General features: G+C 58.9%; 20 protein-coding genes. 12 read left to right on the forward strand and 8 right to left on the reverse strand.

The window, feature by feature from the left end:
• Nucleotides 1-250: 250 nt before the first annotated feature.
• From INF86_RS04930 to INF86_RS04945, 4 genes are all read left to right on the forward strand, one after another.
• Nucleotides 251-1,486, forward strand: a complete 1,236-nt coding sequence (locus tag INF86_RS04930) for an MFS transporter (RefSeq protein WP_023299501.1) — start codon at nucleotides 251-253, stop codon at nucleotides 1,484-1,486.
• Nucleotides 1,487-1,501: 15 nt separating this feature from the next.
• Complete coding sequence (locus INF86_RS04935; protein ID WP_193543274.1) at nucleotides 1,502-2,527, forward strand: sugar phosphate isomerase/epimerase; 1,026 nt, start codon at nucleotides 1,502-1,504, stop codon at nucleotides 2,525-2,527.
• Nucleotides 2,520-3,662 (forward strand): Gfo/Idh/MocA family protein, encoded by a 1,143-nt coding sequence (locus INF86_RS04940; protein ID WP_193543275.1) that lies wholly within the window; start codon nucleotides 2,520-2,522, stop codon nucleotides 3,660-3,662. Before INF86_RS04935 ends, INF86_RS04940 begins: the two co-directional genes overlap by 8 nt.
• Before the next feature lie 75 nt (nucleotides 3,663-3,737).
• On the forward strand, nucleotides 3,738-4,709 hold the full coding sequence (locus INF86_RS04945) for a LacI family DNA-binding transcriptional regulator (RefSeq protein ID WP_023299504.1): 972 nt from the start codon (nucleotides 3,738-3,740) through the stop codon (nucleotides 4,707-4,709).
• Here the strand turns inward: INF86_RS04945 and INF86_RS04950 are convergent, their stop codons facing one another.
• Together INF86_RS04950 and INF86_RS04955 are read right to left on the reverse strand one after the other, a co-directional pair.
• Nucleotides 4,710-5,954 carry a mechanosensitive ion channel family protein gene (locus tag INF86_RS04950; protein WP_022647326.1) on the reverse strand — a complete coding sequence of 415 codons (1,245 nt, stop codon included), beginning with the start codon at nucleotides 5,952-5,954 and terminating at the stop codon, nucleotides 4,710-4,712.
• A 67-nt stretch (nucleotides 5,955-6,021) separates the two neighbouring features.
• Nucleotides 6,022-7,458 (reverse strand): MFS transporter, encoded by a 1,437-nt coding sequence (locus tag INF86_RS04955; protein WP_154051691.1) that lies wholly within the window; start codon nucleotides 7,456-7,458, stop codon nucleotides 6,022-6,024.
• Nucleotides 7,459-7,565: 107 nt separating this feature from the next.
• On the opposite strand from INF86_RS04955, the gene INF86_RS04960 reads away from it, so the two are divergent.
• Together INF86_RS04960 and INF86_RS04965 are read left to right on the forward strand one after the other, a co-directional pair.
• Nucleotides 7,566-8,435, forward strand: a complete 870-nt coding sequence (locus tag INF86_RS04960; protein ID WP_022647328.1) for a helix-turn-helix transcriptional regulator — start codon at nucleotides 7,566-7,568, stop codon at nucleotides 8,433-8,435.
• 152 nt (nucleotides 8,436-8,587) lie between these two features.
• Nucleotides 8,588-9,190 carry a hypothetical protein gene (locus INF86_RS04965; protein ID WP_023299508.1) on the forward strand — a complete coding sequence of 201 codons (603 nt, stop codon included), beginning with the start codon at nucleotides 8,588-8,590 and terminating at the stop codon, nucleotides 9,188-9,190.
• Between the two features lie 27 nt (nucleotides 9,191-9,217).
• On the opposite strand, the gene nfsB is transcribed toward INF86_RS04965, so the two are convergent.
• The 3 genes from nfsB to INF86_RS04980 form a co-directional block, all read right to left on the reverse strand.
• On the reverse strand, nucleotides 9,218-9,871 hold the full coding sequence (nfsB, locus tag INF86_RS04970) for an oxygen-insensitive NAD(P)H nitroreductase (protein WP_193543276.1): 654 nt from the start codon (nucleotides 9,869-9,871) through the stop codon (nucleotides 9,218-9,220).
• Nucleotides 9,872-9,991: 120 nt separating this feature from the next.
• The gene (locus INF86_RS04975) at nucleotides 9,992-10,360 is read right to left on the reverse strand and encodes an MmcQ/YjbR family DNA-binding protein (protein ID WP_022647330.1); all 369 of its coding nucleotides are present in this window, start codon (nucleotides 10,358-10,360) and stop codon (nucleotides 9,992-9,994) included.
• The gene (locus INF86_RS04980) at nucleotides 10,350-10,940 is read right to left on the reverse strand and encodes a TetR/AcrR family transcriptional regulator (RefSeq protein ID WP_023299509.1); all 591 of its coding nucleotides are present in this window, start codon (nucleotides 10,938-10,940) and stop codon (nucleotides 10,350-10,352) included. Before INF86_RS04980 ends, INF86_RS04975 begins: the two co-directional genes overlap by 11 nt.
• A gap of 192 nt (nucleotides 10,941-11,132) precedes the next feature.
• Between INF86_RS04980 and INF86_RS04985 the strand changes: the two genes are divergently transcribed.
• Entirely contained in the window at nucleotides 11,133-12,236 is a 1,104-nt protein-coding gene (locus tag INF86_RS04985; protein ID WP_022647332.1) for a RomA family MBL fold metallo-hydrolase, read from the forward strand.
• 32 nt (nucleotides 12,237-12,268) lie between these two features.
• On the forward strand, nucleotides 12,269-12,610 hold the full coding sequence (locus tag INF86_RS04990) for a RamA family antibiotic efflux transcriptional regulator (RefSeq protein ID WP_032670430.1): 342 nt from the start codon (nucleotides 12,269-12,271) through the stop codon (nucleotides 12,608-12,610).
• 108 nt (nucleotides 12,611-12,718) lie between these two features.
• Here the strand turns inward: INF86_RS04990 and INF86_RS04995 are convergent, their stop codons facing one another.
• Nucleotides 12,719-14,863 carry a TonB-dependent siderophore receptor gene (locus tag INF86_RS04995; protein WP_023305629.1) on the reverse strand — a complete coding sequence of 715 codons (2,145 nt, stop codon included), beginning with the start codon at nucleotides 14,861-14,863 and terminating at the stop codon, nucleotides 12,719-12,721.
• A 123-nt stretch (nucleotides 14,864-14,986) separates the two neighbouring features.
• Here INF86_RS04995 and INF86_RS05000 point away from each other — a divergent pair, with 123 nt between their 5' ends.
• On the forward strand, nucleotides 14,987-16,555 hold the full coding sequence (locus INF86_RS05000; RefSeq protein WP_193543277.1) for an alpha/beta hydrolase-fold protein: 1,569 nt from the start codon (nucleotides 14,987-14,989) through the stop codon (nucleotides 16,553-16,555).
• On the opposite strand, the gene INF86_RS05005 is transcribed toward INF86_RS05000, so the two are convergent.
• Nucleotides 16,541-16,789: a DUF1158 domain-containing protein gene (locus INF86_RS05005; RefSeq protein WP_003858875.1), complete on the reverse strand. Its 249-nt coding sequence runs from the start codon at nucleotides 16,787-16,789 to the stop codon at nucleotides 16,541-16,543. The genes INF86_RS05000 and INF86_RS05005 overlap by 15 nt on opposite strands.
• A 488-nt stretch (nucleotides 16,790-17,277) precedes the next feature.
• On the opposite strand from INF86_RS05005, the gene INF86_RS05010 reads away from it, so the two are divergent.
• From INF86_RS05010 to INF86_RS05020, 3 genes are all read left to right on the forward strand, one after another.
• A complete protein-coding gene (locus INF86_RS05010) occupies nucleotides 17,278-19,986 on the forward strand; it encodes a cation-transporting P-type ATPase (RefSeq protein WP_045307909.1) in 2,709 nt (902 codons plus the stop codon).
• A 111-nt stretch (nucleotides 19,987-20,097) separates the two neighbouring features.
• A complete protein-coding gene (locus INF86_RS05015; RefSeq protein ID WP_193543278.1) occupies nucleotides 20,098-21,162 on the forward strand; it encodes an efflux RND transporter periplasmic adaptor subunit in 1,065 nt (354 codons plus the stop codon).
• A 9-nt stretch (nucleotides 21,163-21,171) separates the two neighbouring features.
• Nucleotides 21,172-24,327, forward strand: a complete 3,156-nt coding sequence (locus INF86_RS05020; RefSeq protein WP_023305632.1) for an efflux RND transporter permease subunit — start codon at nucleotides 21,172-21,174, stop codon at nucleotides 24,325-24,327.
• Here the strand turns inward: INF86_RS05020 and INF86_RS05025 are convergent.
• On the reverse strand, nucleotides 24,257-25,378 hold the full coding sequence (locus INF86_RS05025) for a YbdK family carboxylate-amine ligase (protein ID WP_193543279.1): 1,122 nt from the start codon (nucleotides 25,376-25,378) through the stop codon (nucleotides 24,257-24,259). The genes INF86_RS05020 and INF86_RS05025 overlap by 71 nt on opposite strands.
• Nucleotides 25,379-25,470 lie beyond the last annotated feature (92 nt).

Consider the following 25,470-nt stretch of genomic DNA (forward strand, 5'->3'; position numbering starts at 1 on the left):
GTGAGGGCACCAGACCGCACCACACTACCCGCCTTCACGCCCGGCACCGCTGCGCTTACCGGGCCTACATGTTCGGGGACGTTATTTAGTAGGCCGGGTAAGGCGAAGCCGCCACCCGGCACCTCCGCTTCACCATTATCGTGACCCCTCTCCCAATTCTGTTTCGATCCACAGGATCTTTGTTTTGTAATCGATTACTTTTCATTTGAGCTAATTTGTAATCGATTACTTTTTCCGGGTGAGGCTTATCATGGTGTCAACTGAGAGTAGTGAAAAGGCGATAACGCAGCACCGGCTGCTGGTGCCGCGTCTGTCGCTGATGATGTTTCTGCAATTTTTTATCTGGGGTAGCTGGTCGGTCACGCTTGGCCTGGTGATGACCCGGCACAACATGTCTCTGCTGATTGGCGACGCGTTCTCAGCCGGGCCCATCGCCTCCATTCTTTCGCCGTTCGTGCTCGGGATGCTGGTGGACCGCTTCTTCGCTTCACAGAAGGTGATGGCGGTGATGCACCTCGCGGGCGCGGCGATCCTCTGGTTCGTGCCGGGGGCGCTGATTGCTGAGAACGGCGCGCTGCTGATTGGCCTTCTGTTTGGCTACACGCTCTGCTACATGCCAACGCTGGCGCTCACCAACAACATCGCGTTCCACAGCCTGGCAAACGTGGATAAAACCTTCCCGGTGGTGCGCGTGTTTGGCACCATCGGCTGGATCGTGGCGGGCATTTTTATCGGCGTCACCGGCGTGGCGTCCAGCGTGACCATCTTCCAGGTAGCGGCGGTCAGCTCCGTGCTGCTGGCGCTCTATAGCCTGACGCTGCCGCACACGCCAGCACCGGCGAAAGGCCTGCCTGTGAAGGTGCGCGATCTCTTCTGCGCGGACGCCTTCGCGCTGCTCAAAACCCGCCACTTCTTCGTCTTCTCCGTCTGCGCAATGCTGATCTCCGTCCCGCTCGGCACCTATTACGCCTACACCGCCTCGTATCTGGCGGATGCCGGCATTGCCGACGTCAGCACCGCCATGTCCTTCGGGCAGATGTCTGAGATCGTCTTCATGCTGGTTATTCCGCTGCTGTTCCGCCGCCTGGGCGTGAAATATATGCTGCTGATCGGCATGCTGGCGTGGTTCGTACGTTATGCCATGTTCGCGCTGGGCGTCAGCGAGGAGGGGCGCATTCTGCTGTATCTGGGCATTCTGCTGCACGGCGTCTGCTACGATTTCTTCTTTGTCGTCGGCTTTATCTACACCGACCGCGTGGCGGGAGAAAAGGTCAAAGGCCAGGCGCAGAGCATGATCGTGATGTTCACCTACGGCATCGGCATGCTGCTCGGCTCGCAGATTTCAGGGGCGCTTTACAACCGCCTGGTGGCAGGGCAGACCGTGCCGCAGGCGTGGGTTACATTCTGGTGGATCCCGGCGGTGGCTGCCGCGGCGATCGCGCTGATTTTCCTTCTCACGTTTAAGTATGACGATGACAAGGCGTAATGTTCTGGAGGTGGTATGAGGACAATGAAAGGACCGGGCATTTTTCTGTCGCAGTTTATTGGCGGGGAAGCGCCCTTCAACACGCTCGACGGGCTGGCAGAATGGGCGGCGTCGAAGGGTTACAGAGCGGTGCAAATCCCCTGCAACCATCCGCATATCTTTGATGTGGAGAAAGCCGCAGAGAGTCAGGCCTACTGCGACGACATCACCGCTAAGCTGGCCGCGCACGGGCTGGTCATCAGCGAGCTGTCGACCCATCTGGAAGGGCAGCTTGTGGCGGTGAACCCGGTTTACAGCGAGGCGTTTGACCACTTCGCACCCGCATCCGTGGGCGGTAACGATGCGGCGCGTCAGGCGTGGGCGACGGAAAAACTGAAGCAGGCGGCGGTCGCCTCGGCCCGATTAGGGCTGAAAGCGCACGCCACCTTCTCCGGCTCGCTGGCCTGGCCGTTTTTCTATTCGTGGCCGCCGCACAACGAGCAGCGTTTTCAGGAGGCGTTCGAGGCGCTGGCAACCCGCTGGCGGCCAATACTGGATACCTTCGACGAGCAGGGCGTGGACGTCTGCTTTGAGCTGCATCCGGGGGAGGATCTGCACGACGGCGTAACCTTCGAGCGTTTTCTGGCGCTGGTGGATAACCATCCGCGCTGCAACATTCTCTACGACCCGAGCCATATGCTGCTTCAGCAAATGGATTACCTGACCTTTATTGATCTCTACCATGCGCGCATTAAAGCGTTCCATGTCAAGGACGCGGAGTTCCGCCCCAGCGGGCGCAGCGGCGTCTACGGCGGCTACCAGCCGTGGATCAACCGCGCCGGACGTTTTCGCTCGCTGGGTGACGGGCAGATCGACTTTAAGGGCATCTTCAGCAAGCTGACCCAGTACGACTACGACGGCTGGGCGGTGCTGGAGTGGGAGTGCTGCCTGAAGGATGGCGATACTGGCGCGAGTGAAGGCAGCGAATTTATCCGCCGCCACATTATTCCCGTTTCCGGACGGGCGTTTGATGATTTCGCCGCAGGGGGCAGCCATGATTAACGTCGGGATTATCGGCAGCGGGTTTATTGGCCCGGCACACATCGAGGCGCTCAGGCGTCTCGGGTTTGTGCAGGTGGTCGCGCTCTGCGACGGTTCGCTCGTTAAGGCGCAGGAAAAGGCGCGCCAGCTAAATGTGCCGCATGCTTACGCCAGCGTGGAAGAACTGCTCGCGCACCCCAATCTGCATGCGGTGCACAACTGCACGCCGAACCACCTGCACGCGGAGATTAACCGCCAGATCCTGCGCGCGGGCAAGCACGTGTTTTCCGAAAAGCCGCTGTGCATGACGCCGGACGAGGCGCGCGAGCTGGTGGCGCTGGCAGAGCAGGCGGGCGTGGTGCATGGCGTGAGCTTTGTCTATCGTCAGTTTGCGATGGTGCGCCAGGCGGCGAGCATGATGCGCGCCGGCACCCTCGGGCGGCTGTTTGCCTCGCACGGCAGCTATTTACAGGACTGGATGCTGCTGGAAACCGACTACAACTGGAGGGTGGATGCCGCGCTCGGCGGCGCATCGCGGGCGGTGGCGGATATCGGCTCCCACTGGTGCGATACGGTGCAGTATGTCACCGGCAGGCGCATTACTGAGGTGATGGCTGATTTATCCATCGTCTGGCCGACGCGCAAGGCTAACGTGGCAGGCAATCAGACGTTTACGCACGACGAACATGCTCACTATGAAGATAAACTGGTCACCACCGAAGACTTCGGCTCGGTGCTGTTGCGTTTTGACGACGGCAGCAAGGGCAGCTTTAGCGTCTCGCAGGTGAGCGCGGGGCGAAAAAACCGCCTGACCTTTGAAATTAACGGCAGCGAGCAATCGGTGGCGTGGGATCAGGAAACCCCGCAGCAGCTGTGGATCGGCCATCGCGCCCGGGCAAACCAGACGCTCAGCGACGATCCGGGTTTGATGAACCGTGATGTGGCCGACAGCGCCCATTTCCCCGGCGGACACATTGAAGGCTGGCCGGATGCTTTTAAAAATATGATGGCGCAGTTTTACCGTGCCGTGCAGGCGGGAGCGATGCCGGATAAGCCGCAGTTTGCCACCTTCCACGATGGCGCCAGTGTGATGCATATCCTTGATGCGATTGTGAAAAGCCATCAGCAGCAGCGCTGGGTGCGTGTGGAATACTGACGCATTGCCCGGTTCGCCGGGCAACCAATTTATGGTAGCCTGCACAAAACGCTAACCGCAGGATGTATCGTCGCTATGTCAATTCAGAAAATCGCTCAACTGGCCGGGGTATCCGTGGCAACGGTCTCTCGCGTACTGAATAACAGCGATACCGTGAAGGCGAAAAACCGCGAGCGCGTTTTGCAGGCGATCCAGGAGAGTAACTACCAGCCCAATCTGCTGGCGCGTCAGCTGCGCACCGCCCGCAGCTATATGATCCTGGTGATGGTCTCGAACATCGCCAACCCGTTCTGTGCCGAAGTGGTGAAGGGCATCGAAGCCGAGGCGGAGAAAAACGGCTACCGCATTCTGCTGTGCAACTCCGGCTCGGATATTGAGCGCTCCCGCTCGGGCTTAAGCCTGCTCTCCGGCAAAATCGTCGACGGCATTATCACCATGGATGCGTTCTCGAAGCTGCCGGAGCTGGCCGCGCTGATTGGCAACGCGCCGTGGGTGCAGTGCGCCGAATACGCCGATGCGGGCGCGGTCTCCTGCGTGGGGATTAATGATGTTGATGCCTCTCAGCATGTTGTCAGCCAGCTTGCCGACGGGGGCCGCAAACGCATTGCGCTCATCAACCACGACCTCAGCTACAAATATGCCCGTTTGCGCGAACGCGGCTATAAGAGCGTCATACACCTGCGGGATCTGGACTATCAGGCGGTGGAGTACGCCAGTGAGCTCAGCTCCAGTGCGGGCATGGCGGCGATGCAAAATCTGTTAAAGGCAAACCCGCCGGATGCGGTGTTTGCCGTTTCCGATACGCTGGCGGCGGGGGCACTGCGCGCCATTCAGCAGGCAGGGCTGCGGGTGCCAGAAGATATCGCGGTGGTGGGTTTTGACGGCACCGAGCTGGCGGAGATGATTTCTCTCACCACCATTGAACAACCGTCGCGGGATATCGGGCGCAAGGCGGTCAATCTGCTGTTAAATAAGATCGACAACCCGGATGCGCCCACGGAAAGGGTCATGATGGACTGGCGCTTTATTTCCCGCGCCAGCACCTGATTATCTGGCGATGACGCCAGCCAGCGAGCGAATATCGTTTCCGGTTGGCGACTGGTGAATACGCAGGCCAAATTCATCCACCACCGCGAAAATATGATCGAAGATGTCGGCCTGAATATCTTCGTATTCTGCCCAAATCACCGTGTTGGTAAAGGCATATATTTCAATCGGCAGCCCGTTGGCATCTGGCGCGAGCTGGCGCACCATCAGCGTCATATCTTTACGAATACGCGGGTGGTTACGCAGATATTCATTCAGATAGGCACGGAAGGTGCCGATATTGGTCATCTTGCGCAGGTTTAATACCGATTCCCCTTCGCCGTTCTGCTGATTCCACAGGTTAATTTCCTCGTGACGCGCGGCCAGATACGGCTTCAGCAGTTTCGCCTGAATCAGTTTCTGCTGCTCCTGCTCATCGAGGAAATGAATGCTGGTGGTATCGATATTCAGGCTACGCTTGATGCGGCGACCACCGGAGGCTGACATGCCGCTCCAGTTGATGAACGCGTCGGACACCAGCGCCCAGGTCGGGATGGTGGTGATGGTGTTATCGAAGTTGCGCACTTTAACGGTGGTCAGGCCGATGTCGGTCACCGTGCCGTTGGCGCCGTATTTCGGCATCTCCAGCCAGTCCCCGAGCTTCAGCATGTCGTTGGCGGAGAGCTGAATACCGGCCACTAAGCCCAGTATAGGGTCTTTAAAGACCAGCATCAGAACGGCAGCCATCGCACCCAGGCCGCTTATCAGAATGGCGGGTGACTGACCGATCAGAAGGGAGATAATTAATATTCCCACCAGAATGGCGCTCACCAGCTTGATGCCCTGGAATATCCCCTTCAGCGGCAGCTGTGATGCGGTGGCCATTTTCTGCGACAGATTAAAAATCACATCCAGTAGCGAGAAGAAGGAGAGCAGGGCATAGACCATCACCCACAATTTTGCGCAGGTGGTGAGCATTTCCGCCGCTTCGCTGCCTTTTTGCAGCCACAGAACCGCCTGAACGTTGACGATTATCCCCTGGAGGGTAAACGCCAGACGGTGAAATAACTTGTTCTGCGTAATGATCTGCAACCATAAATGGCTGCTGGCCTGCGCGCGTTTTTCGAAGGCGCGCAGCACCACTTTGTGAAGAATAAAATGAACGATAATGGCTGTAAGAAAAATAATACCAAAGATAATCACTAAAGAGGTGGTGTGATTAATTTCAATCCCTAACTCTTCAACCTGAGCAATTAATTCCTGCATAACGTCTCCTGTATTGATGCAGCCCCATAATGGCGGCTGCGGATCTATTATGCAAATTCAGGCAGTTTTATTTTGTCGCCGGACAGGCCTTGACGACCGGTAAACACAGACGATGGCGCATACGCAGCGTGGCCAGCGCCAGCACTCCCATCATGGCCGTTTCCACCATCAGGAAGACGTTGACTGCCTGGGTGTAATCTCCGTGATGATTTTGCAGCCCGTGCAGCAAAATCGCGCCGAAAATGGCCGGGCCAAGCCCCAGCGCAGCCTGTTGCAGCGTGCTTAAAATCGCGCTCGCGGCCCCCGCGTCGTCAGGCTGAATATCGCGCATCCCGATACGGTAGAAGCTGTTTACAATCAGCGCCTGCCCGTAACCCACCAGCCCGGTGGCCGGGGCCAACGTCAGCGCGGTATTCTGCATCCCCCAGTGACGGAACGTGGCGATCAGCGCCACCAGGCCGACAAGCTGAATCGCAAGCCCGGTCAGCAGGATGGCGCTGGTGCTGTAGCGGGCAATCAGGCGTGGGGCGAACCAGGCGGAAATAAAATAGGTGACGCCGAGCGCGATAAAGCTGTTCCCGGACTGCCACGGCGCCATCCCCAGACCGCTTTGCATGGTCAGCGCCATACAGAACATAAACCCGGACCAGACGCTGAAAAAGAGTATCCCGATCAGCACGCCAAAACGGATGCTGCGCAGCTGCAACAGGCGCGGCGCGATAAGCGGGTGGGCATTCTCACGCTCTTTCTTACGCGCGTTTAACACCATCAAATAGACCAGCGGCACAATCGCCAGCAGCGCGGCCTTCAGCGGCCACGACCAGTGCCACTGCGGGCCGAGCGCCATCGGGAACAGCAGACAGCACAGTATCGCCGTCAGCAGGACAGTACCGGTCCAGTCAATGCGCGACGGCGTGTCGCGGCGGGTTTCCGGTACGTAGCGACGGCTCAACGCCAGCACCACCAGACAAATCGGCACGTTGATAAAGAAGGCGTTACGCCAGCCAAGCCCGGCGATGTCCGCCGACACCAGCCAGCCGCCACCCATCTGGCCGACGATAAACGCAATTCCGCCGATACCGCCGAACAGACTGATCGCTTTGGCGTGTGCCGTTCCTTTTAACGTCACGTGCAACGTCGCGAGAATTTGCGGCATGATCAGCGCGGCGCCCGCGCCCTGGATAATGCGCGCGGCAAGCAACTGTTCGATATTGCCCGCTATGCCGCACAGCAGCGAGGCCAGGCCAAAACTCGCCACGCCCCACATAAACAAGCGACGGCGGCCAAGGTTATCGCCCAGCTTGCTGCCGGGGGCCAGGCAGACGGCAAAGGCCACGCCGTAGAGGGCGACGATCAGCTCCAGTTCGGTGGCGGTGGCGTGTAACGAATGGGTGATGGAATCCAGCGCCACATTGGTGATCGAGGTATCAATCAGCGGCAGCATCTGGCCGGTTAACAGCAATATCAGGCCCGCACGACCCGGTGAAACAACTGACGTATTCATGGTGACTCCATTGCGTCAAACAGCGTAGAGTCGTAGCATCAACCATCTGATAAACGGGTACCAGTTCTTACTTATACTGGTACTGGCACTACCATGCAGGAGATGTTATGGCGCTGATGTCTGAACCTGTCACCTCTCTCCAGGATGACACCCGCAAGCAGCTGGGCGCGTTTTTGCGTGCCCGGCGCGAAAGCCTCGATCCGCAGCGGCTCGGCTTACCGCGCAGCGGCCGTCGCCGCACGCCGGGCCTGCGCCGGGAGGAGGTAGCGATGCTCGCGGATGTCGGTGTGACCTGGTACACCTGGCTGGAACAGGGCCGGGACGTCAATCCGTCCAGCGCGGTGATGGCCGCCATTGCAAAAGCGCTGCAATGCACCCCGACCGAAGCCCGGCATCTTTTTGTGCTTGCCGGTTTGCCGCCGGGCGAAGCCCCGCAGGCGGTGTGCTGTGAGGGGATCAGCGAAGGCACGCGTCGCCTGCTGGATACCCTGATGCCGAAGCCTGCCAGTATTCAGAAACCGAATTTCGATATCGTGGCGTGGAACGACAGCTTCGGACACCTGATGGGCGTCGATTTCAACGCTATCCCGCCGGAAGATCGCAACTGTATTTACCTGTTCCTCACCCATCCGGCGTGGCGCGCGCGGCTCGGCAAACGTGACGACGTGCTGCCGATTTTCGTCTCCTACTTCCGCGCGGCAATGGCCGAGCACCGTGGCGACCCGCTCTGGGAAGCGAAGCTGGCGCGTTTTTTTGCGGTGTCTGAGGAGTTCAAAACCCTGTGGCACCAGCGTAACGACGTGCGCGGCGTGGAGAACCAGCTCAAGCTGTTCACCCATCCCGAGCTGGGGGATTTTCATCTCCAGCAGATGTACTGGTACTCTGCGCCGCGAAACGGATCGCGGCTGCTGGTCTATTTACCGGTGGACGAGGCGGGTGAGAGGGCGATGGCATGGCTGGAGGCGCAGGGGAAATAATTTTTTGCGAGGGGCTTTCAGGGAATAAGAGCTGGCTCTGCTAAGCGGATGAGACAGGTATAAGGTGGCGTTTAACTTAAACCAACCGACTGAATCGACATCATTTCGATGAGGGATTAAGTCGACTATACTCACGCCATGAGAAACAACAAATGTCGCCACTGATGATTGATTCCGCAGACTTCAGCCAAAAACTCGGCCTTATCTCCCGAAACGTCGAACACACCGAAGCGTTCCTGGCACGAGGTACGGCGGATTTTCATCTGCCGGGGTTTCTGTTGCCTGTGGGATACCGGCTCCTGAAATCGCGTTATGGTGATGAATATCGTCTCGTGACCACCGATGACGGCAAACCTTATACGGCGTATGCCGTAAAGCTTAAATTTCATAAAGAAATTACCTTTCCCCACGGTGCCGCCACGCAGGTGATGGTGTGGCGTACTCCGCGTGCCGTTCATCAACGCGTGATAAGCGGGTTGCCACAACTCTTTTTTCAGTGGGTGCTAAGCGAATACGACATCGTTGTCTCTGACAGCGAACAAACGGGAGACGGGCAACGGTTCTGGCTGCGCATGATCGACTGGGCGTTTACCATGAACTATCGCATTAGTGTGGCGGACGGTACGGTGGGAGAAGAGTGGACGTTAACGCCCGTAAATTCCTACGCTGAGCTGGAAGAGCGCTGGATTGCTTTTGCCTGGGGAAACGATCGTGAGGTCCATCCGCATCGCAGGCTTGTCATCAGTAAAGCGTAACGGGCCGCATGCAGCGGCCCATTTTCATTAGCATTCAGTCACAATCGTGCTCAGCGGCAGGCGAGACTTCGGCAGCGTGGCATTGAAATCCTCAACGCTGTGATGCCCAACCGGCACCACCACCAGGCTGGTTAAGCCTTTCTCTTTCAGGCCGAACTCTTCGTCGAGGATTGCGGCATCGAAGCCTTCAATCGGCACTGCGTCCAGGCCCATCGCGGCCACGCCCAGCAGGAAGTTGCCGACGTTCAGGTAAACCTGCTTCGCCATCCACTGGTCGTCATCTTTCAGATCCACGCGGTGCATGTCGGCAAAATAGCACCGGCCTTTGTGGTTCGCGGCTTTTGCTTCTGGCGTGGCGAAACGGCCGTCAGCCTCTTCCTGATCGACGACGCGCTCAAGCCAGGCATCGTCCATCGCGGTTTTCGCGCAGAACACCACCACGTGAGAGGCATCCAGCATTTTGCGTTCGTTAAACACATAGGTGCCCGCCGCGGATTTTGCCACGCGCGCTTTACCCTCTTCAGTGCTGGCAACAATAAAGTGCCACGGCTGAGAGTTGGTGCTGGACGGGCTGTATTGCAGCAGCGTTTTGATTTTTTCCGCTTCTTCTGCGGTCAGTTTTTTGGCTGGGTCGAACGCCTTGGTAGAGTGGCGTTTCAGGGCGACAGAAATAATATCCATAACAACTCCTGGTGATGAAATTCGCCCGCGGGCGGGCGTGAAAGGAAAGCAGATTACCGCGCGAAGCGGGAAAAGATAAGTGCGATTCGAGCGCTTATTCTGTTCGTCTCAGGCGAACAATCAGGCTGGCCGAATCCACTTCTGATCTTTTTTCGGCAGTTTATCAACGACCAGATTCCACGAATCCGTAATCAGGTCGGTGACCAGTTCAGGCGTGATGTCGTCCGTGCCATAAAGGGAGATCCAGTGTTTTTTATTCAGATGGTAGCCAGGCTCCACGCCACGGTAGATCTGCTGATTGAGCAGCGATTTTTCCGGATCGGATTTCAGGCTGACGTGGGCCCGACCGTGAGCGGTCGCCATCAGCATAAAAATTTTCCCGCCCACCTTAAACACGTCATACTCCGGGCCAAACGGCCAGCAATGTTCGGTAAAAGGCATCTCCAGCGCGACGCGTCTGGCATGTTCCTGCAAGGCTTTACTGTCCATGGCTCTCTTCCTCAGCAAGCCCGCGCCACATGGCTTCAAAGCCCAGCGCTTTAAAATCGACGGCACGGGACGGATCGCGCGCGGCAAACTCCATGGTGGTTTCAGCCAGCGATAAGAATATTGCATCACCGAAGGTCTTAAACTCGTCAGACATAAACACCGGGCGCACCGAGCGGTGACACAGTTCGTGTATTTCCGGGAACATGTCTTTCACCGCCTGCTCGGTTTCAATGTTCAGCTTTTCACTGACGCCAATCTGGCGGATAGCCGCATGCGCCAGGGGGTTACGAATGCCCCAGTCCACATAGCTATTCCAGATATTACGGGTATGCTCTTTTGGCTGGGTGATGGTGCGATCGAGGTTCGCCAGCATGGTCTGGCAAAGATCCTGCTTCAGATGCAGATAGAGGGCATTCAGCAGATCGTCTTTGGTAGCAAAGTAGCGAAACAGTGTCCCTTCAGCGACGCCCGCATTACGGGCAATTAACGCCGTTGAGGCGGCAATACCTGACTGCGCAAACGCAGCCGTTGCTGCTTCCAGTAAGGCCTGTTTTTTATCTTCACTCTTCGGACGTGCCACTAAATTTTTCCTCCCGTCAATTGTAAAAACCCTGATTGAAACACGTGCTTTGCCACGCTGCAACGCGGAATGTCAAAGATCGAAAACCTTCTTGACGGCGTAATCATCCTATCTATAATGAGTGCTTACTCACTCATAATCAAGTTCAACCCGCGCAAACTATCGGACAGGGCGCGTTGGCGGGTCAGGATAATGAAAAAGCCTCTATTCATCTGCGTGGTGTTAGTTATGATTATTGCTTCAGCTGCCAGTTTACCGTTTGTACTGAATGCCGGATTTGGCCAGCCACCGCAGGGTGCGCAGCTCTCTGAAGTGGAGGCCTCTCCGCACTATCGCGACGGGCAATTCCATAACACGCTCCCTACGCCGGGCTTTACCGGGCAACAAAATATGCTGGTGGCGTGGTGGCAGTTCCTTACCCGTAAAACCGAAAACGCCCGTCCTGCGCAGCCGCTGCCGCTGGTGAAAACCGATCTGGCGAGCCTGTCGCCTGAACAGGACACGCTGGTGTGGCTCGGCCACTCCTCCTGGTATATGCAGCTGGCGGGGCAACGAATCCTGATCGATCCGGTTCTGAGTAACTACGCCGCACCGTTCTCCTTCCTCAATAAAGCCTTTGCGGGGGAGTACCCGTGGCGTGCGGAGAGCATGCCGGAGATCGACCTGCTGATTATCTCCCACGATCACTATGATCATCTGGATTACGCCACCATCAAGGCGCTGCTGCCGAAGGTTAAGCGCGTGGTCACCCCGCTGGGCGTGGGTTCGCATCTGCGCTACTGGGGGATGAACCCTGAGATTATCGACGAGCGGGACTGGAACCAGTCGGTACGTATCAGCGATGCGCTGACGGTTCACGTGTTGCCGGCGCGCCATTTTTCCGGGCGCGGCATTAAGCGTAACCAGACCCTGTGGGGCAGCTTTATGTTTGTCTCTCCGGAGCAGAAGGTCTACTACAGCGGAGACTCCGGTTATGGCCCGCACTTCAAAGCGATTGGCGAGCAGTTTGGCGGAGTTGACTTAGCCATTATGGAAAACGGCCAGTACGACCAGGACTGGAAGTACATCCATATGCATCCGGCGGAAACGGCGCAGGCCTCGGCAGATCTCAATGCCAGAGCGGTCGTACCGGGACATAACGGGCGTTTTGTGCTGGCGAAACATACCTGGAACGATCCACTGATCCAGCTGGCGAAAGCCAGCAAGGATAAAAACTACCGGCTGCTGACACCGGAGCTGGGCGAGCCCGTGCGGGTGAGTGATACCACGCAACAATTTCGCGAGTGGTGGGAATAATGTTTAAGCGAGAAGCAGAGGGGGAGAGCAGTATGACGATTTCCGCTCAGGTCATTGATACGATTGTCGAATGGATCGATGACAACCTACACCAGCCGTTACGCATCGAAGAGATTGCCCGCCATGCGGGTTACTCAAAATGGCATTTACAGCGGCTGTTTATGCAGTACAAAGGCGAAAGTCTGGGGCGCTACATCCGCGAACGCAAGCTGCTGATGGCGGCGCGCGATCTGCGTGAGTCAGACGAGCGCGTGTACGATATCTGCCTGCGCTACGGGTTTGACTCGCAGCAGACGTTTACCCGCATCTTTACCCGCACCTTCAACCAGCCGCCCGGGGCGTACCGCAAAGAGAATCACCGCCAGACACATTGAAATTTACGACATCAAGGCCGGGTAAGGCGTAGCCGCCACCCGGCTTTTTTGTGGGCTCGGTGCCCGTAATTGCCCGGTGGCGCTGCGCTTACCGGGCCTACAAATCCCTTACCACCGATAATTCACCGTCGCCGTCACCGTCCGGCCAATCCCGTAGAAGCACGCCGTATCGCTTGCGCATGACGCCACATACTTCGTGTCCGCCACGTTATTGACGTTGAACTGCACGCTTGCCCCTTTCAGGCTGCGGTTCATCTCGCCCAGATCGTAGCGCAGCATCGCGTCATACAGATCCACCGATGGCACCTTAAAGGTGTTCTTCGCATCGCCGTAGCTGGTGCCGATGTAGCGCATCCCCACGCCAGCGGTCAGGCTCTTGAGCGCCCCGCCCGGAACGGTATAGCTGGCAAACGCAGACGCCATATGCGTCGGGATACGCGCCGGGGTCTTGCCCTCGGTGCCCGCCACCGTGGTGCTTTCGGTTTTTGCATCGGTGTAAGTGTAGGAGCCAATCAGGTTGATGTTATCCATCAGCGTGGCGTGGATTTCCGCTTCAGCGCCTTTCGAACGCACCTTGCCCGCATTTTCGAACCAGCCTTCAGCGCTGTTATAGGTCGCTACGTTGTCCTGAGTTAAATCGTACAGCGCGAGAGTCATCAGCGTGGTGTCTACCGGCTGATATTTCAGGCCAATCTCGGTCTGCTCCCCGGTAGTAGGCCTGAATGGCGCGACGCCCGGCGCACGGTTGGTTTGCAGGTTCGGCTCAAACGACGTGCTGTAGCTGATGTACGGCGAGAGACCAAAATCGAACGCGTACAGCAGGCCAGTGCGCCAGGTAAATTTGCTGTCGTTCTGCTGCGTAAAGCTATTATCGGTGAAGTCGTTGGTACGCACTTCGCTCCAGTCGTAGCGCCCGGAAACCAGCCACTCCCAGTTGTTCCAGCTCATCTGATCCTGAAGATACAGCCCCATCTGGTCGAGATTTTGCTGCTCGTCGGAGGCCGTTTTGAAGGTGCTTTCATCCACGTTCACGCCGTAAACCGGGGTTGTCCAGTCGAGGTCATACTGTGAGCCGCTCCCGCGCGCCAGCAGCTGTTTATCCTTGCTTGTCTTGTAATCAAACCCGCCGAGCAGGGTATGGCTGACGCTCCCGGTCTCCAGCAGATATTCCAGCTGGTTATCGAGGCCAAATTCATTGGTCGTGCGCTCTTCACGCTGGGCGCGACGGGTCAACACCGTGCTGTTGGCCGCGCTGTTGGCGTAAACCAGATAACGGTATTTCTGCTTGATGGTGGCGTAACGGGCGTTCTGGCGGAAGGTGAGGTTGTCGGCGAACTGGTGTTCCAGCTCGTAGCCAATCATCGTCTGCTCGCGCCAGGACTGATTGTAATTCGGATCGCTGACGTTAAAGTCGCGCGGGATGTACTTCCCGTCGACGCTTTTCACCGTGCCATACGCGGGCAGGAAGTTGCGGTATCCGGCATCCGGATCTTTCTGGTAGCTGGTCAGCAGCGTAAAGCGGGTCTGATCGTTCGGATACCAGGTGATCGCCGGGGCGATCGCCATCCGCGTCTCTTTATAATCGTCCACCTGATTATGCTGCGTACGGGCGATACCGTTCACGCGATACAGTACGCGGCCGTCGTCGCTCAGCCTGCCGCCGAAATCAAACGCACCTTCGGCGAGATCGTTATTGCCGGTGCGGAACTGCACGTTGTGAATGGCCTCCGCCGTCGGGCGCTTGCTGGTCATGCTGATTAACCCGCCAGGATTCACCTGACCAAACAGGACCGACGCCGGGCCGCGCACCAGCTCCACGCGCTCCAGCAGCCACGGGTCAACTGTGCCCGTCTGTGATGAGGCCGTTGCGCCAAAGCTTAAGCCGTCGAGGAATTTTGGCACGTAGCTAAAGCCGCGCACAAACACCTCGTCGTTACGGTTAGACGAGCCCCGGTATTCGGTAAACACGCCCGCCGAGTAGCGCAGCGCCTGCGAAACGGATGTGACGTCCTGCATGTTCATTTGATCGCGGGTGATCACCGATACCGACTGCGGCGTCTTCACAATCTCCGCGCTGGTCTTGGTGGCGGAGAGCGTTTTCGTCGCCACAATGCCTTTTACGGGCGCAGTGGGCTCTTCACTCACGCCCTGCGTCACCGTAATCGTTTCTTCTTTCGTTTCTGCCTGAGCCGCGACGCTGGTCGTCGCCAGACTCATCAGCCAGAGATACATTATCTTATTATTTTTAAACATTTTTATTGAACGTCCTTGGTTGCTATCGCCATAAAAACACCGGTAAATAGCCGTTGATGATATTGCAAATTATTACCATTTGCATTAGCGTTGTTAACAAATTTCGTTGGGGAACAAGCGGTAATGAAGAGGGTATGGAGTGGGTTGCTGTTGGGGATCGGCGCGCTGCCCGCCGTGGCGGCAACGTGCGAGCAGTCGTCCCGGCAGGGCGATGTTCAGGGAAAGTTTGATGCCAGCGGCGAAGTCTGCTTCTCCCTGCCTGAACTGGGTGAAAATTACGTTTCCGCCACGCTGAATGGCGTGACGGATGCGCGCCTGCTGGATGGGCAAAACCGCCGCATCCGCACGCTGATCGAAAATGGTCCTGCGGACGGGGAACACACGCTGCTGTTTGCCCTGCCGGTGAAACAGAACACCTCGCTGGTGCTACACGGCGAAGCCGGTAAGCCGTGGCGTTTTCAGTGGCGGATGAAAGAGACCTCTCCATTACCACGCGTGCAGATGCTGGCGCCAGTAAGCCCGACGCTAAAGGCGCTGGCAAACGTCATTTCTGCCGGTGGAAGTACCGAGGCGTTCTGGCAGGCGCAGCGTCGACAGGGAACGCCAATGGTGGAACCGGTAGATGCGAACCATAAGCGCGTGACCTTTCTGTGGCGCGGCGCGCGGGATAACGTCTTCATTCTCGGCTCTCCGGCGGGGGATCACGATCCGCTGTTCCGCCTGGGCAACAGCGACGTCTGGTTCCGCAGCTACGTGGTCCCCGCTGATACGGTGATGCAATATAAGCTCGCCCCCGATGTGCCGATCGTTGAAGGCTCTGCCCGCGATCAACGCCGTGCCATCCTGGTGAGCGCACAGGCCGATCCGCTTAACCCGAACACCTTTGGGGAGCAGAAGGCGGATCGATGGAACCGTTACTCGCTGCTCGATCTCAGCCCGGCGCGCTACTGCTCCGTTCAGGCCACGGTAAAGCCGCTGGTGCACGGGACGTTGAGCCGTCAGAGTTTTTCCAGCCACATCCTCGGCAACGCCCGCGACGTGATGATCTACCAACCGCGCGGCGCACAGCCCGCACGCTGGACGTTAATTCTGTTCGACGGGCAGATTTATCAGGACGAATACCATTTTGCCAACGTGCTGGACGGTCTGATTGCCCGGCATCACCTGCCACCGATTAACGTGGTATTTATCGACAGCCTCGATCACGCCCGTCGCGGCAACGAGCTGCCGCCGAACCCGGAATTTGCTGACTTTATGGCGCACGAGCTGCTGCCGTGGCTGCGCGGGCAGGGCATCGGCATGCAGCGGCAGAAAACGGTGCTGGCGGGGTCGAGCTACGGGGGAATTGCCTCTTCATGGGTGGCGCTGCGCTATCCGCGCCTGTTTGGCAACGTGCTGAGCCTTTCCGGCTCCTACTGGTGGGCGCCGAAAGGTGACGCCCCCGGCTGGCTGACGCGTCAGTACCAGCAGTCGCCGCCGTATCCGGTGCGCTTCTGGTTACAGGCCGGAAAGTTTGAAACCACGGGGCCGGGCGGCGGCATTTATCGCACCACGCAGGATTTTGAACAGGTGCTGAAGGAAAAAGGCTATCGCGTCAGCTTCCACCCCTCATCCAGCGGCCACGACTATGCGGCCTGGTGTGAAGCGCTGATCCACGGGATGCGCGATCTCACTGGCTTACGACGCCAGTGAAAACCAGCGGCGCCAGATGAAACGCAGGATAAAGAATTCGATGGCGCCGAGCACCAAAAACCACAGACAGAACAGAATGGTGTACAGCTGATTCAGATCGACCATATGAAAGGTTTGAACCAGTTTCTGCGCCAGCACCAGACCCAGCGACGGCGCAGGTAACAGCAGACAGGAGAGCAGGGCCATCAGCAAAATGCCCCCTGCGGTGAGCAGCGATTCTAACGGGTGTTTCATCGTAATGTTAATCGTGAGTTAAAAATGTCATTGTCCGGCATCCTGAAACGTAAAGCAATATCATCCCCACTGGCAAAATTGAGTGAAAGGCCACCGTTATTCTGCGAGTTGATAACGGAAAATAGATAATATTTACGGGGCGATTAAATTAATATCGCGTAATGTAAATAAACGTCTTTTTCACGAAAATAATTTTACAAAGCTATAGGTGCTATATCCAATTAACGTCGCAATAACAATGGCTGCGACAATGTATAACGCCAGGCGCCGCCCGCGATAAATACCAAACATGCTTCCTCCTCGTTTAGTGTTGGTTTAGAAATATTTTGTAAAAATCAACGCGTCGAAATAATTTTAATCAGTTTTGAATAACCGGGTAGTCAATATATTGCGGTAGATCAATTTAACCCGCAAGACTTAAAAATGAATTATTTAAAGCCAGAAAGGAATTCCGGCTTCCGTCCACCGGATATTGAAGGAAAAATACCATGACCAAAAAAAATTTCTCGCAGAATATGCCACCCGCAGGCGGGCAGGCGTACCAGCAGACCGTAGAGCAGGTGCTTGCTCAGGCGCAGAGCCAGGCGAATGGCCTGGACCGCACCGAGGCGCAGGCACGATTGCAGAAGCATGGCCCGAACGCGCTGCCGGAGAAAAAAGGCAAGCCGGGCTGGCTGCGTTTTCTCGCGCATTTTAACGATGTCCTGATTTACGTCCTGCTGGCGGCCGCCGTATTAACGGCTGTAATGGGACACTGGGTTGATACGCTGGTTATCCTGGGTGTGGCGGTAATCAATGCCTTAATTGGCCACATTCAGGAAAGTAATGCAGAAAAATCCCTGAAGAGTATTCGCAATATGCTCTCCAGCGAGGCGCGCGTAATTCGTAATGGTAACCATGAAACCATCCCGACGACGGAAATCGTCCCGGGCGATATTATTGTGTTGCGCGCAGGAGATCGTATTCCGGCGGATATGCGCTTAATTGAAGCGCATAATTTACGCGTGGAAGAGGCAATTCTGACCGGCGAATCCACCGTGGTGGATAAACACATTAATCCGCTGAGCGGTGAACTGCCGCTGGGCGACCGCACCAATATGGTCTTCTCCGGGACGACCGTAAGCGCGGGCGGTGGCGTTGGCCTGGTCACCGCGACCGGTAAGGATACGGAGCTCGGCCACATCAACCAGATGATGGCGGGCATTGAAAAGCACCGCACCCCGCTGCTGGTGCAGATGGACAAGCTGGGCAAAGCGATTTTCGCCATCATTCTGGCGATGATGGCCGCGCTGTTTGTCTTCAGCCTGGTGTTCCGCGAGATCCCGATGGGCGAGCTGCTGCTCTCCCTGATTAGCCTGGCGGTAGCCTCCGTACCGGAAGGTCTGCCGGCGATTATCTCCATCATCCTCTCTCTGGGCGTACAGGCGATGGCGCGTAAGCGGGCGATTATCCGCAAGCTGCCGACGGTTGAAACCCTGGGCGCGATGACCGTGGTCTGCTCGGATAAAACCGGCACCCTGACCATGAACGAGATGACGGTGAAAGCCATCATTACCGCCGATACGTGCTATCGCGTGGACGGCAACAGCTACGAGCCGGTGGGCAACCTCTACCTCGAAGGCAGCGACGAGCCGGTGCAGATCCAGCCGGGCACCGTGCTGGAGCAGTACCTGCGCACCATCGACCTGTGTAACGACAGCCAGCTGATTCAGGACGAGCGCGGCCTGTGGGGCATCACCGGCGGCCCGACCGAGGGCGCGCTGAAGGTGCTGGCGGCAAAAGCCCACCTCGCACCGGTCGAGACCACCCTGGTCAACAAGATCCCGTTCGACTCGCAGTACAAGTACATGAGCACCCACTACCAGATTGGCGGTGAGGAGCAGATTTTGATCACCGGCGCGCCGGACGTGATTTTCGCCCTGTGTGAGCAGCAGCAGACCCGCAACGGTGCGCAAGCCTTTGACCGCGCGTACTGGGAAACGGAGATGGAGCGCTATGCGCGTCAGGGGCTGCGCATGGTCGCCGCGGCGTTCAGGCCAGCGAACGGTGAGCAGGCACTGACTCACGACGACCTGAGCCACGGCCTGATCTTCCTCGGCATTGCCGGGATGATGGATCCGCCGCGTCCGGAAGCGATTGAGGCGATTAACGCCTGCCAGCAGGCGGGGATCCGCGTGAAGATGATCACCGGGGATCACCCGCAGACGGCGATGAGCATAGGCCAGATGCTGGGGATCACTAACAGCGAGCAGGCGGTCACCGGCTATGAGCTGGAGAAGATGGACGACGCCGAGCTGGCCGAAGCGGCGGTGAAGTATGACATCTTCGCCCGTACCAGCCCGGAGCATAAGCTGCGCCTGGTGAAAGCGTTACAGGACAAAGGCGAAATCGTCGGTATGACCGGTGACGGCGTGAACGATGCGCCAGCGCTGCGTCAGGCGGATGTGGGTATTGCGATGGGCATCAAAGGCACGGAAGTCACCAAAGAGGCGGCGGACATGGTCCTGACGGACGATAACTTCGCCACCATCGCCAGCGCGGTGAAAGAGGGGCGTCGCGTTTACGACAACCTGAAGAAGACCATTCTGTTCATCATGCCGACCAACCTGGCGCAGGGGCTACTGATTGTGATTGCGCTGCTGGCGGGGAACATCATTCCGCTGACGCCGGTGCTGATCCTGTGGATGAACATGGCGACCTCCGCCACGCTCTCCTTCGGCCTGGCCTTCGAGGCCGCCGAGCGCAACATAATGCGCCGCCCGCCGCGCCAGACCGGGCAGCACGTGATGGACGCCTACGCCGTATGGCGCGTGGCTTTCGTCGGCACCATGATTGCCATCGCCGCCTTTGCGCTGGAAGCCTGGCTGGCCCCGCGCGGGCACAGCGCGGAGTTCATCCGCACCGTGCTGCTCCAGATGCTGGTCTGCGCCCAGTGGGTGTACATGATTAACTGCCGCAACACCGAAGGGTTCTCCCTGAACCGCGGCCTGCTGGCGAACAAAGGGATCTGGCTGGTAACGGGCGTACTGTTCCTGCTCCAGGCGGCGATCATCTACCTGCCGTTTATGCAGATGCTGTTCGGCACCGAAGCACTGCCGCTGCGCTACTGGTTCGTGACGCTGGCGGTGGCGGGGGTGATGTTCTTCGTCGTCGAAATCGAGAAGCGACTGACCCGCAGGTTCCGTAAGGCTGCATAACTAAAACCTTACCCCTCACCCTGCCCTCTCCCCAAAGGGGAGAGGGTGTTCAAGTTCCCTCTCCCCTTTGGGGAGAGGGTTAGGGTGAGGGGAAAATACTGAGGTACTCCCATGAAACTCCCACTTCTGTTCGCGCTCCTCGCCGCTACCCTGCCGCCCGCATTCGCCGCAGTCATTCCCGTGCGTGTCGCCACCGTGGAGCAGACCGCCCACGCCGCCGAACGTCAGATCCCGGGTCGCATTGAAGCGATTCACACCGTTGAACTGCGCGCGCGTACGGAAGGCGTCATCACCAAAATCCACTTTCGAGACGGCCAGTACGTGAAAAAAGGTGACGTGTTGTTCGAGCTGGACGACGCCGAGCCGCGCGCCGCCCTGCGCCTGGCGCAGGCCGAAGTGAAAAGCGCCGAAGCCACGCTGCGTCAGGCGCAACAGCAGCTGTCCCGCTTCGAAAGCCTGGGCAGCAGCAACGCCATCAGCCGCCACGACGTGGACAACGCCCGCATGCAGCGCGACGTAGCGAGCGCCGCGCTGGAGCAGGCGAAAGCCCGTCTCGACACCCGCAGCGTCACCCTCAACTACACGCGCATTACCTCACCGATTGACGGACGCGTGGGGCACAGCAACTTTCACGTCGGCAGCCTGGTGGATCCTGCCAGCGGTGTGCTGGTGGAGGTGGTCCAGCTCGATCCGATCCGCATCGCCTTTGCGCTGGAAGAGGGCGCGTTTGCCACCAAAGCCGGACAGCATGCGGATATTAGCGCCATGAAACAGGCCTGGCAGGCGCTGATTGACAGCAACGGCCAGCGCGTCAGCGGGGAACTCACCTCCGTGGACAACCGCATCGACCCGCGTACCGCCAGCGTGATGCTGCGCGCCGAGTTCGCCAACCCGCGCCATCAGCTGCTGCCCGGCGGCAATGTGAACGTCCACCTGCGTCCGGCAAGCGAGCAGCCTGTCCTGACCCTGCCCGCCGCTGCGGTACAACAGAATGGCGACGGGTTCTTCGCCTGGGTGGTTAACGCCGAGGATAAAGCCGAAATGCGTCCGCTGAAGGTCGCCGGGCAGATGGGCCAGCAGTTCCAGATTGCCTCCGGCGTTAAGCCCGGTGAGCGAGCAATTACTGACGGTGCGCAGCGCGTGCAGCCAGGCGCTGCCGTTCATATACTGAATTAAGGAGCCATCATGCTGACGTTTTTCATCAAACGCCCGCGCTTTGCGATGGTGATTGCGCTGGTCATCACCCTGCTGGGGGCCATCGCGCTGAGGATTATTCCGGTGGAGCAGTACCCGCAGATCACACCGCCGGTCGTGAATGTGTCAGCGTCATGGCCGGGCGCCAGCTCGGCTGACGTGGCGGAGGCCATCGCCACGCCGCTGGAGACGCAGCTGAACGGGGTGGATCATATGCTCTATATGGAGTCCACCAGTTCGGACGAAGGCACGTACAGCCTGAACATCACCTTTGCGGCGGGCACCGATCCGGATCTCGCCGCCATCGACGTGCAGAACCGCGTGGCGCAGGCCGTGGCGCAGCTGCCGACCGAGGCGCAGCAAAACGGCGTGCAGGTGCGCAAGCGCGCCACCAACCTGATGATGGGGGTAAGCCTTTACTCACCAAATAACACCCACACGCCGCTGTTTGTCAGCAACTACGCCAGCACCCAGGTGCGCGAGGCGCTGTCGCGTCTGCCGGGCGTCGGGCAGGTACAGATGTTTGGCGCGCGCGACTACAGCATGCGCATCTGGCTGCGTCCGGACCGCATGAATGCCCTGAACGTGACCAGCGATGACGTGGCGCAGGCGCTGCGCGAGCAGAACGTGCAGGGGGCGGCAGGCCAGGTCGGCACGCCGCCGGTGTTTAACGGCCAGCAGCAGACGCTAACCATCAACGGGCTAGGGCGCTTAAACCAGGCCGACGACTTTGCCAACATCATTATCCGCACCGGGGAGATGGGCCAGCTGGTGCGCCTGAAGGACGTCGCCACCATTGAGCTTGGCTCGCGCAGCTACAGCTCGGGCGCGCAGCTGAACGGGCATGACTCCGCCTACCTTGGCATCTACCCGACGCCGTCCGCTAACGCCCTGCGCGTGGCCGATGCGGTGCGCGCGGAGCTCGAACGGTTATCCACGCGCTTCCCGGACGATCTGGTCTATGAAGTCAAATTCGACACCACCTCGTTTGTGGCCGCTACCATCAAAGAGATTGGCGTCTCGCTGGCGCTGACGATGCTGGCGGTGGTGGTCGTGGTGTCCCTGTTCCTGCAAAGCTGGCGCGCGACGCTGATTGTCGCCCTTGCCATTCCGGTGTCGCTGGTGGGCACCTTTGCGGTGCTCTACGCGCTCGGCTACTCCGCGAACACGCTCAGTCTGTTCGCCATCATTCTGGCGCTGACCATGGTGGTGGATGACGCCATCGTGGTAGTGGAGAGTGTCGAAACGCTGATGGCGGAAGGGCAGAGCCGCACGGCGGCGACCGCGCTGGCGCTGCGTCAGATTGCCGGGCCGGTGATTGCCACCACGCTGGTGCTGCTGGCGGTGTTTGTACCGGTGGCGCTCCTGCCGGGGATCGTGGGCGAGCTGTACCGCCAATTCGCGGTGACGCTCTCGACCGCCGTTACGCTCTCAAGCCTCGTGGCGCTGACCCTGACGCCCGCGCTCTGTGCGATGCTGCTGCGCCCGCGTCCGGCACAGCCCGCCGCCGTTTTCCGTGGGTTCAACCGCGGGCTGGACGCCACGCGCACGCTTTACACCCGGATCGTGAGCGTGTTCAACCTCCGTCCGTGGCTGGCGCTGCTGGCCACCGCAGGTGCGGCGGCGGTGGTGGTATTCAGCTTTATGTCGATGCCAAAGGGCTTCCTGCCCCAGGAGGATCAGGGCTACTTCTTTGCCAGCGTCCAGCTGCCGGAGGCAGCCTCGCTGGAGCGCACCGAAGCGGTGATGACCACCGCGCGCGAGCTGATCGCTAAAAACCCGGCGGTGGAAGACGTGATTCAGGTCTCCGGGTTTAACATCCTCAACGGCACCAGCGCATCGAACGGCGGGTTTATCTCCATCATGCTCAAAGACTGGAGCGAGCGTCCGCCGCTGGATGAGGTGATGGGCACCCTTCAGCGCCAGCTGCTGGCCCTGCCGGAAGCCACCATCATGACCTTTGCACCGCCGACGCTGCCGGGGCTGGGCAACGCCTCCGGCTTCGATCTGCGCATTCAGGCACAGGCGGGGCAGAGCCCGGCGGAGCTGGAGCGCGTAACTCGCGAGGTGCTGGCGAAAGCCAACCAGCACCCGCAGCTGAGCCGCGTGTTCACCACCTGGAGCAGCAACGTGCCGCAGATGACGCTCACCGTTGACCGTGAGCGCGCGGCCCGCCTCGACGTGCCGGTGTCGCGCATCTTCAGCAGCCTGCAAACCGCCTTTGGCGGCACGCGCGCCGGGGATTTCAGCGTCAACAACCGCGTCTACCACGTGGTGATGCAGAACGAGATGCAGTGGCGCGAGCGCGCAGAGCAAATCAGCGAGCTGTTCGTGCGCAGCAACAGCGGCGAGCGGGTGCGTCTGAGCAACCTCGTCACCATCACGCCGACCGTCGGCGCGCCATTTATTCAGCAGTACAACCAGTTCCCGTCGGTATCGGTGAGCGGCTCGGCAGCGGAAGGGGTGAGCAGCAGCACCGCAATGGCGGCGATGGGCGAGATTCTGGCGGAAAACCTGCCAGCCGGGTACGACTACGCCTGGAGCGGCATGTCGTATCAGGAGCAGCAGACCGGGAATCAGGCGATATGGATTGTGCTGGCGGCGGTGGTGATGGCGTGGCTGTTCCTCGTCGCCCAGTATGAGAGCTGGACGCTGCCGGCGAGCGTGATGCTCTCGGTGCTGTTCGCCATCGGCGGAGCGCTGGTCTGGCTGTGGCTGGCAGGCTATGCCAACGACGTGTACGTGCAGATTGGTCTGGTGCTATTGATAGCCCTCGCCGCCAAGAACGCGATCCTGATCGTGGAGTTTGCCCGCGCCCGGCGTATGGACGGAATGGCGATTGTCGATGCCGCGCGGGAAGGGGCATCGCGCCGCTTCCGCGCGGTAATGATGACCGCCGTGTCTTTCATCATAGGCGTCCTGCCGATGATGCTGGCGACCGGGGCGGGTGCCCAGAGCCGCCGCATTATCGGGACCACGGTGTTCAGCGGCATGCTGGTAGCCACCGTGGTGGGGATAGTGTTCATCCCGGCGCTGTTCGTGCTGTTCCAGCGCCTTCGCGAATGGGGGCACGGCCTTACGGACTCGTCGCCCACAGCTCACAGTGCTTCTGCACCAGAGAAATCAGCGAGCCGCCATCGGCGATAAAGTCCCGCATGCGCTGCGCCTCGCTCTTGCCCTGCTTTAACAGCAGGGCAATTTCCTTGATGGCGCTCGTTGCGCCGAGTTTCTCGGCCGACGGTGCAACCTGCTCCAGCAGCCAGGCGATATCCTCCGCCACGGTTTTGTGCTCGCCGGTATGCACGTCCGTCAGAATGCCTTCCAGCCCGTAGCGACAGGCCTGAAAACGGTTAAAACGGTACAGCAGAAAATCCCGTTCCTGATGCTTATAGGGCCGCGCAGTCAGCAGCCAGTGCGACGTCGCCTGAATAAGCCCGGCGATGTTAATGGCGTGACCGAGCGTCAGCGGCGTATCCATTACTCGCACCTCCACGGTGCCAAAGTGCGGGCTGGGGCGGATGTCCCAGTGCAGATCCTTAATGCTGTCGATCATGCTGGTGGAACTCAGGCGGCGGAACAGCCCCTCGAACTCCTGCCAGCTGTTGACCCACGGCATCTGGCCGTTATCCGGGAACCCGGAAAATATGTTGAGCCGCGACGAGGAAAACTTGGTGTCCGTGCCCTGCATATAAGGCGACGACGCGGCGAGGGCGATAAAGTGCGGCACGAAGCGCGACAGGCCGTGCAGCAGGTAAATCGCGTCTTCCCCGTTTCGGCATCCCACGTGCACGTGCTGGCCGAACACCGTCGCCTGCAAAATCAGATAGCCAAAGCGCTCCAGCGTGACGTTATAGCGCTCGTCGTCACACACCTCCTGCCGCTGCCATTTCTGGAACGGGTGCGTGCCGCCGCCGCAGATCTGGATGTGCTGCTCCGACGCCGCCCGCAGGATGCTCTGCTGCATCACGGAGAGCTGCGCCGCCGCCTGGTCGATGGTCTGGCAGACACCGGTGGCGATTTCGAGCATGCTTTCGGTGATGTCGTGTTTGACTTCGCCCCCTTTGATGTCGTCTATGACGGCGGCGATGAGGGGAGAGGAGTCCTGGCTCAGATCGTAACCCGGCGGGTTAACCACCTGGAGTTCGAGCTCAATGCCGAGGGTATAAGGTTCAGAGGACTTGAAATCGGGTAAGGGCATGGCGCACTCCGTTGTCTGTTATGTGTTGAGTATAGACAATGGGCGTGGCGCGCTCTTTTCAGGGTGGTATAACTGATAGCAGGCTTAGCAAA

Source organism: Enterobacter cloacae complex sp. I1M, from assembly GCF_014982425.1.
GTDB classification, from domain to species: domain Bacteria; phylum Pseudomonadota; class Gammaproteobacteria; order Enterobacterales; family Enterobacteriaceae; genus Enterobacter; species Enterobacter intestinihominis.

What these genes read in the sequence shown, in the direction of transcription:
- INF86_RS04930 (WP_023299501.1), top strand. Translation starts at nt 251, where the DNA reads ATGGTGTCAACTGAGAGTAGTGAAAAGGCGATAACGCAGCACCGGCTG.
- INF86_RS04935 (WP_193543274.1), top strand. Translation starts at nt 1,502, where the DNA reads ATGAGGACAATGAAAGGACCGGGCATTTTTCTGTCGCAGTTTATTGGC.
- INF86_RS04940 (WP_193543275.1), top strand. Translation starts at nt 2,520, where the DNA reads ATGATTAACGTCGGGATTATCGGCAGCGGGTTTATTGGCCCGGCACAC.
- INF86_RS04945 (WP_023299504.1), top strand. Translation starts at nt 3,738, where the DNA reads ATGTCAATTCAGAAAATCGCTCAACTGGCCGGGGTATCCGTGGCAACG.
- INF86_RS04950 (WP_022647326.1), bottom strand. Translation starts at nt 5,954, where the DNA reads ATGCAGGAATTAATTGCTCAGGTTGAAGAGTTAGGGATTGAAATTAAT.
- INF86_RS04955 (WP_154051691.1), bottom strand. Translation starts at nt 7,458, where the DNA reads ATGAATACGTCAGTTGTTTCACCGGGTCGTGCGGGCCTGATATTGCTG.
- INF86_RS04960 (WP_022647328.1), top strand. Translation starts at nt 7,566, where the DNA reads ATGGCGCTGATGTCTGAACCTGTCACCTCTCTCCAGGATGACACCCGC.
- INF86_RS04965 (WP_023299508.1), top strand. Translation starts at nt 8,588, where the DNA reads ATGTCGCCACTGATGATTGATTCCGCAGACTTCAGCCAAAAACTCGGC.
- nfsB (WP_193543276.1), bottom strand. Translation starts at nt 9,871, where the DNA reads ATGGATATTATTTCTGTCGCCCTGAAACGCCACTCTACCAAGGCGTTC.
- INF86_RS04975 (WP_022647330.1), bottom strand. Translation starts at nt 10,360, where the DNA reads ATGGACAGTAAAGCCTTGCAGGAACATGCCAGACGCGTCGCGCTGGAG.
- INF86_RS04985 (WP_022647332.1), top strand. Translation starts at nt 11,133, where the DNA reads ATGAAAAAGCCTCTATTCATCTGCGTGGTGTTAGTTATGATTATTGCT.
- INF86_RS04990 (WP_032670430.1), top strand. Translation starts at nt 12,269, where the DNA reads ATGACGATTTCCGCTCAGGTCATTGATACGATTGTCGAATGGATCGAT.
- INF86_RS04995 (WP_023305629.1), bottom strand. Translation starts at nt 14,863, where the DNA reads ATGTTTAAAAATAATAAGATAATGTATCTCTGGCTGATGAGTCTGGCG.
- INF86_RS05000 (WP_193543277.1), top strand. Translation starts at nt 14,987, where the DNA reads ATGAAGAGGGTATGGAGTGGGTTGCTGTTGGGGATCGGCGCGCTGCCC.
- INF86_RS05005 (WP_003858875.1), bottom strand. Translation starts at nt 16,789, where the DNA reads ATGAAACACCCGTTAGAATCGCTGCTCACCGCAGGGGGCATTTTGCTG.
- INF86_RS05010 (WP_045307909.1), top strand. Translation starts at nt 17,278, where the DNA reads ATGACCAAAAAAAATTTCTCGCAGAATATGCCACCCGCAGGCGGGCAG.
- INF86_RS05015 (WP_193543278.1), top strand. Translation starts at nt 20,098, where the DNA reads ATGAAACTCCCACTTCTGTTCGCGCTCCTCGCCGCTACCCTGCCGCCC.
- INF86_RS05020 (WP_023305632.1), top strand. Translation starts at nt 21,172, where the DNA reads ATGCTGACGTTTTTCATCAAACGCCCGCGCTTTGCGATGGTGATTGCG.
- INF86_RS05025 (WP_193543279.1), bottom strand. Translation starts at nt 25,378, where the DNA reads ATGCCCTTACCCGATTTCAAGTCCTCTGAACCTTATACCCTCGGCATT.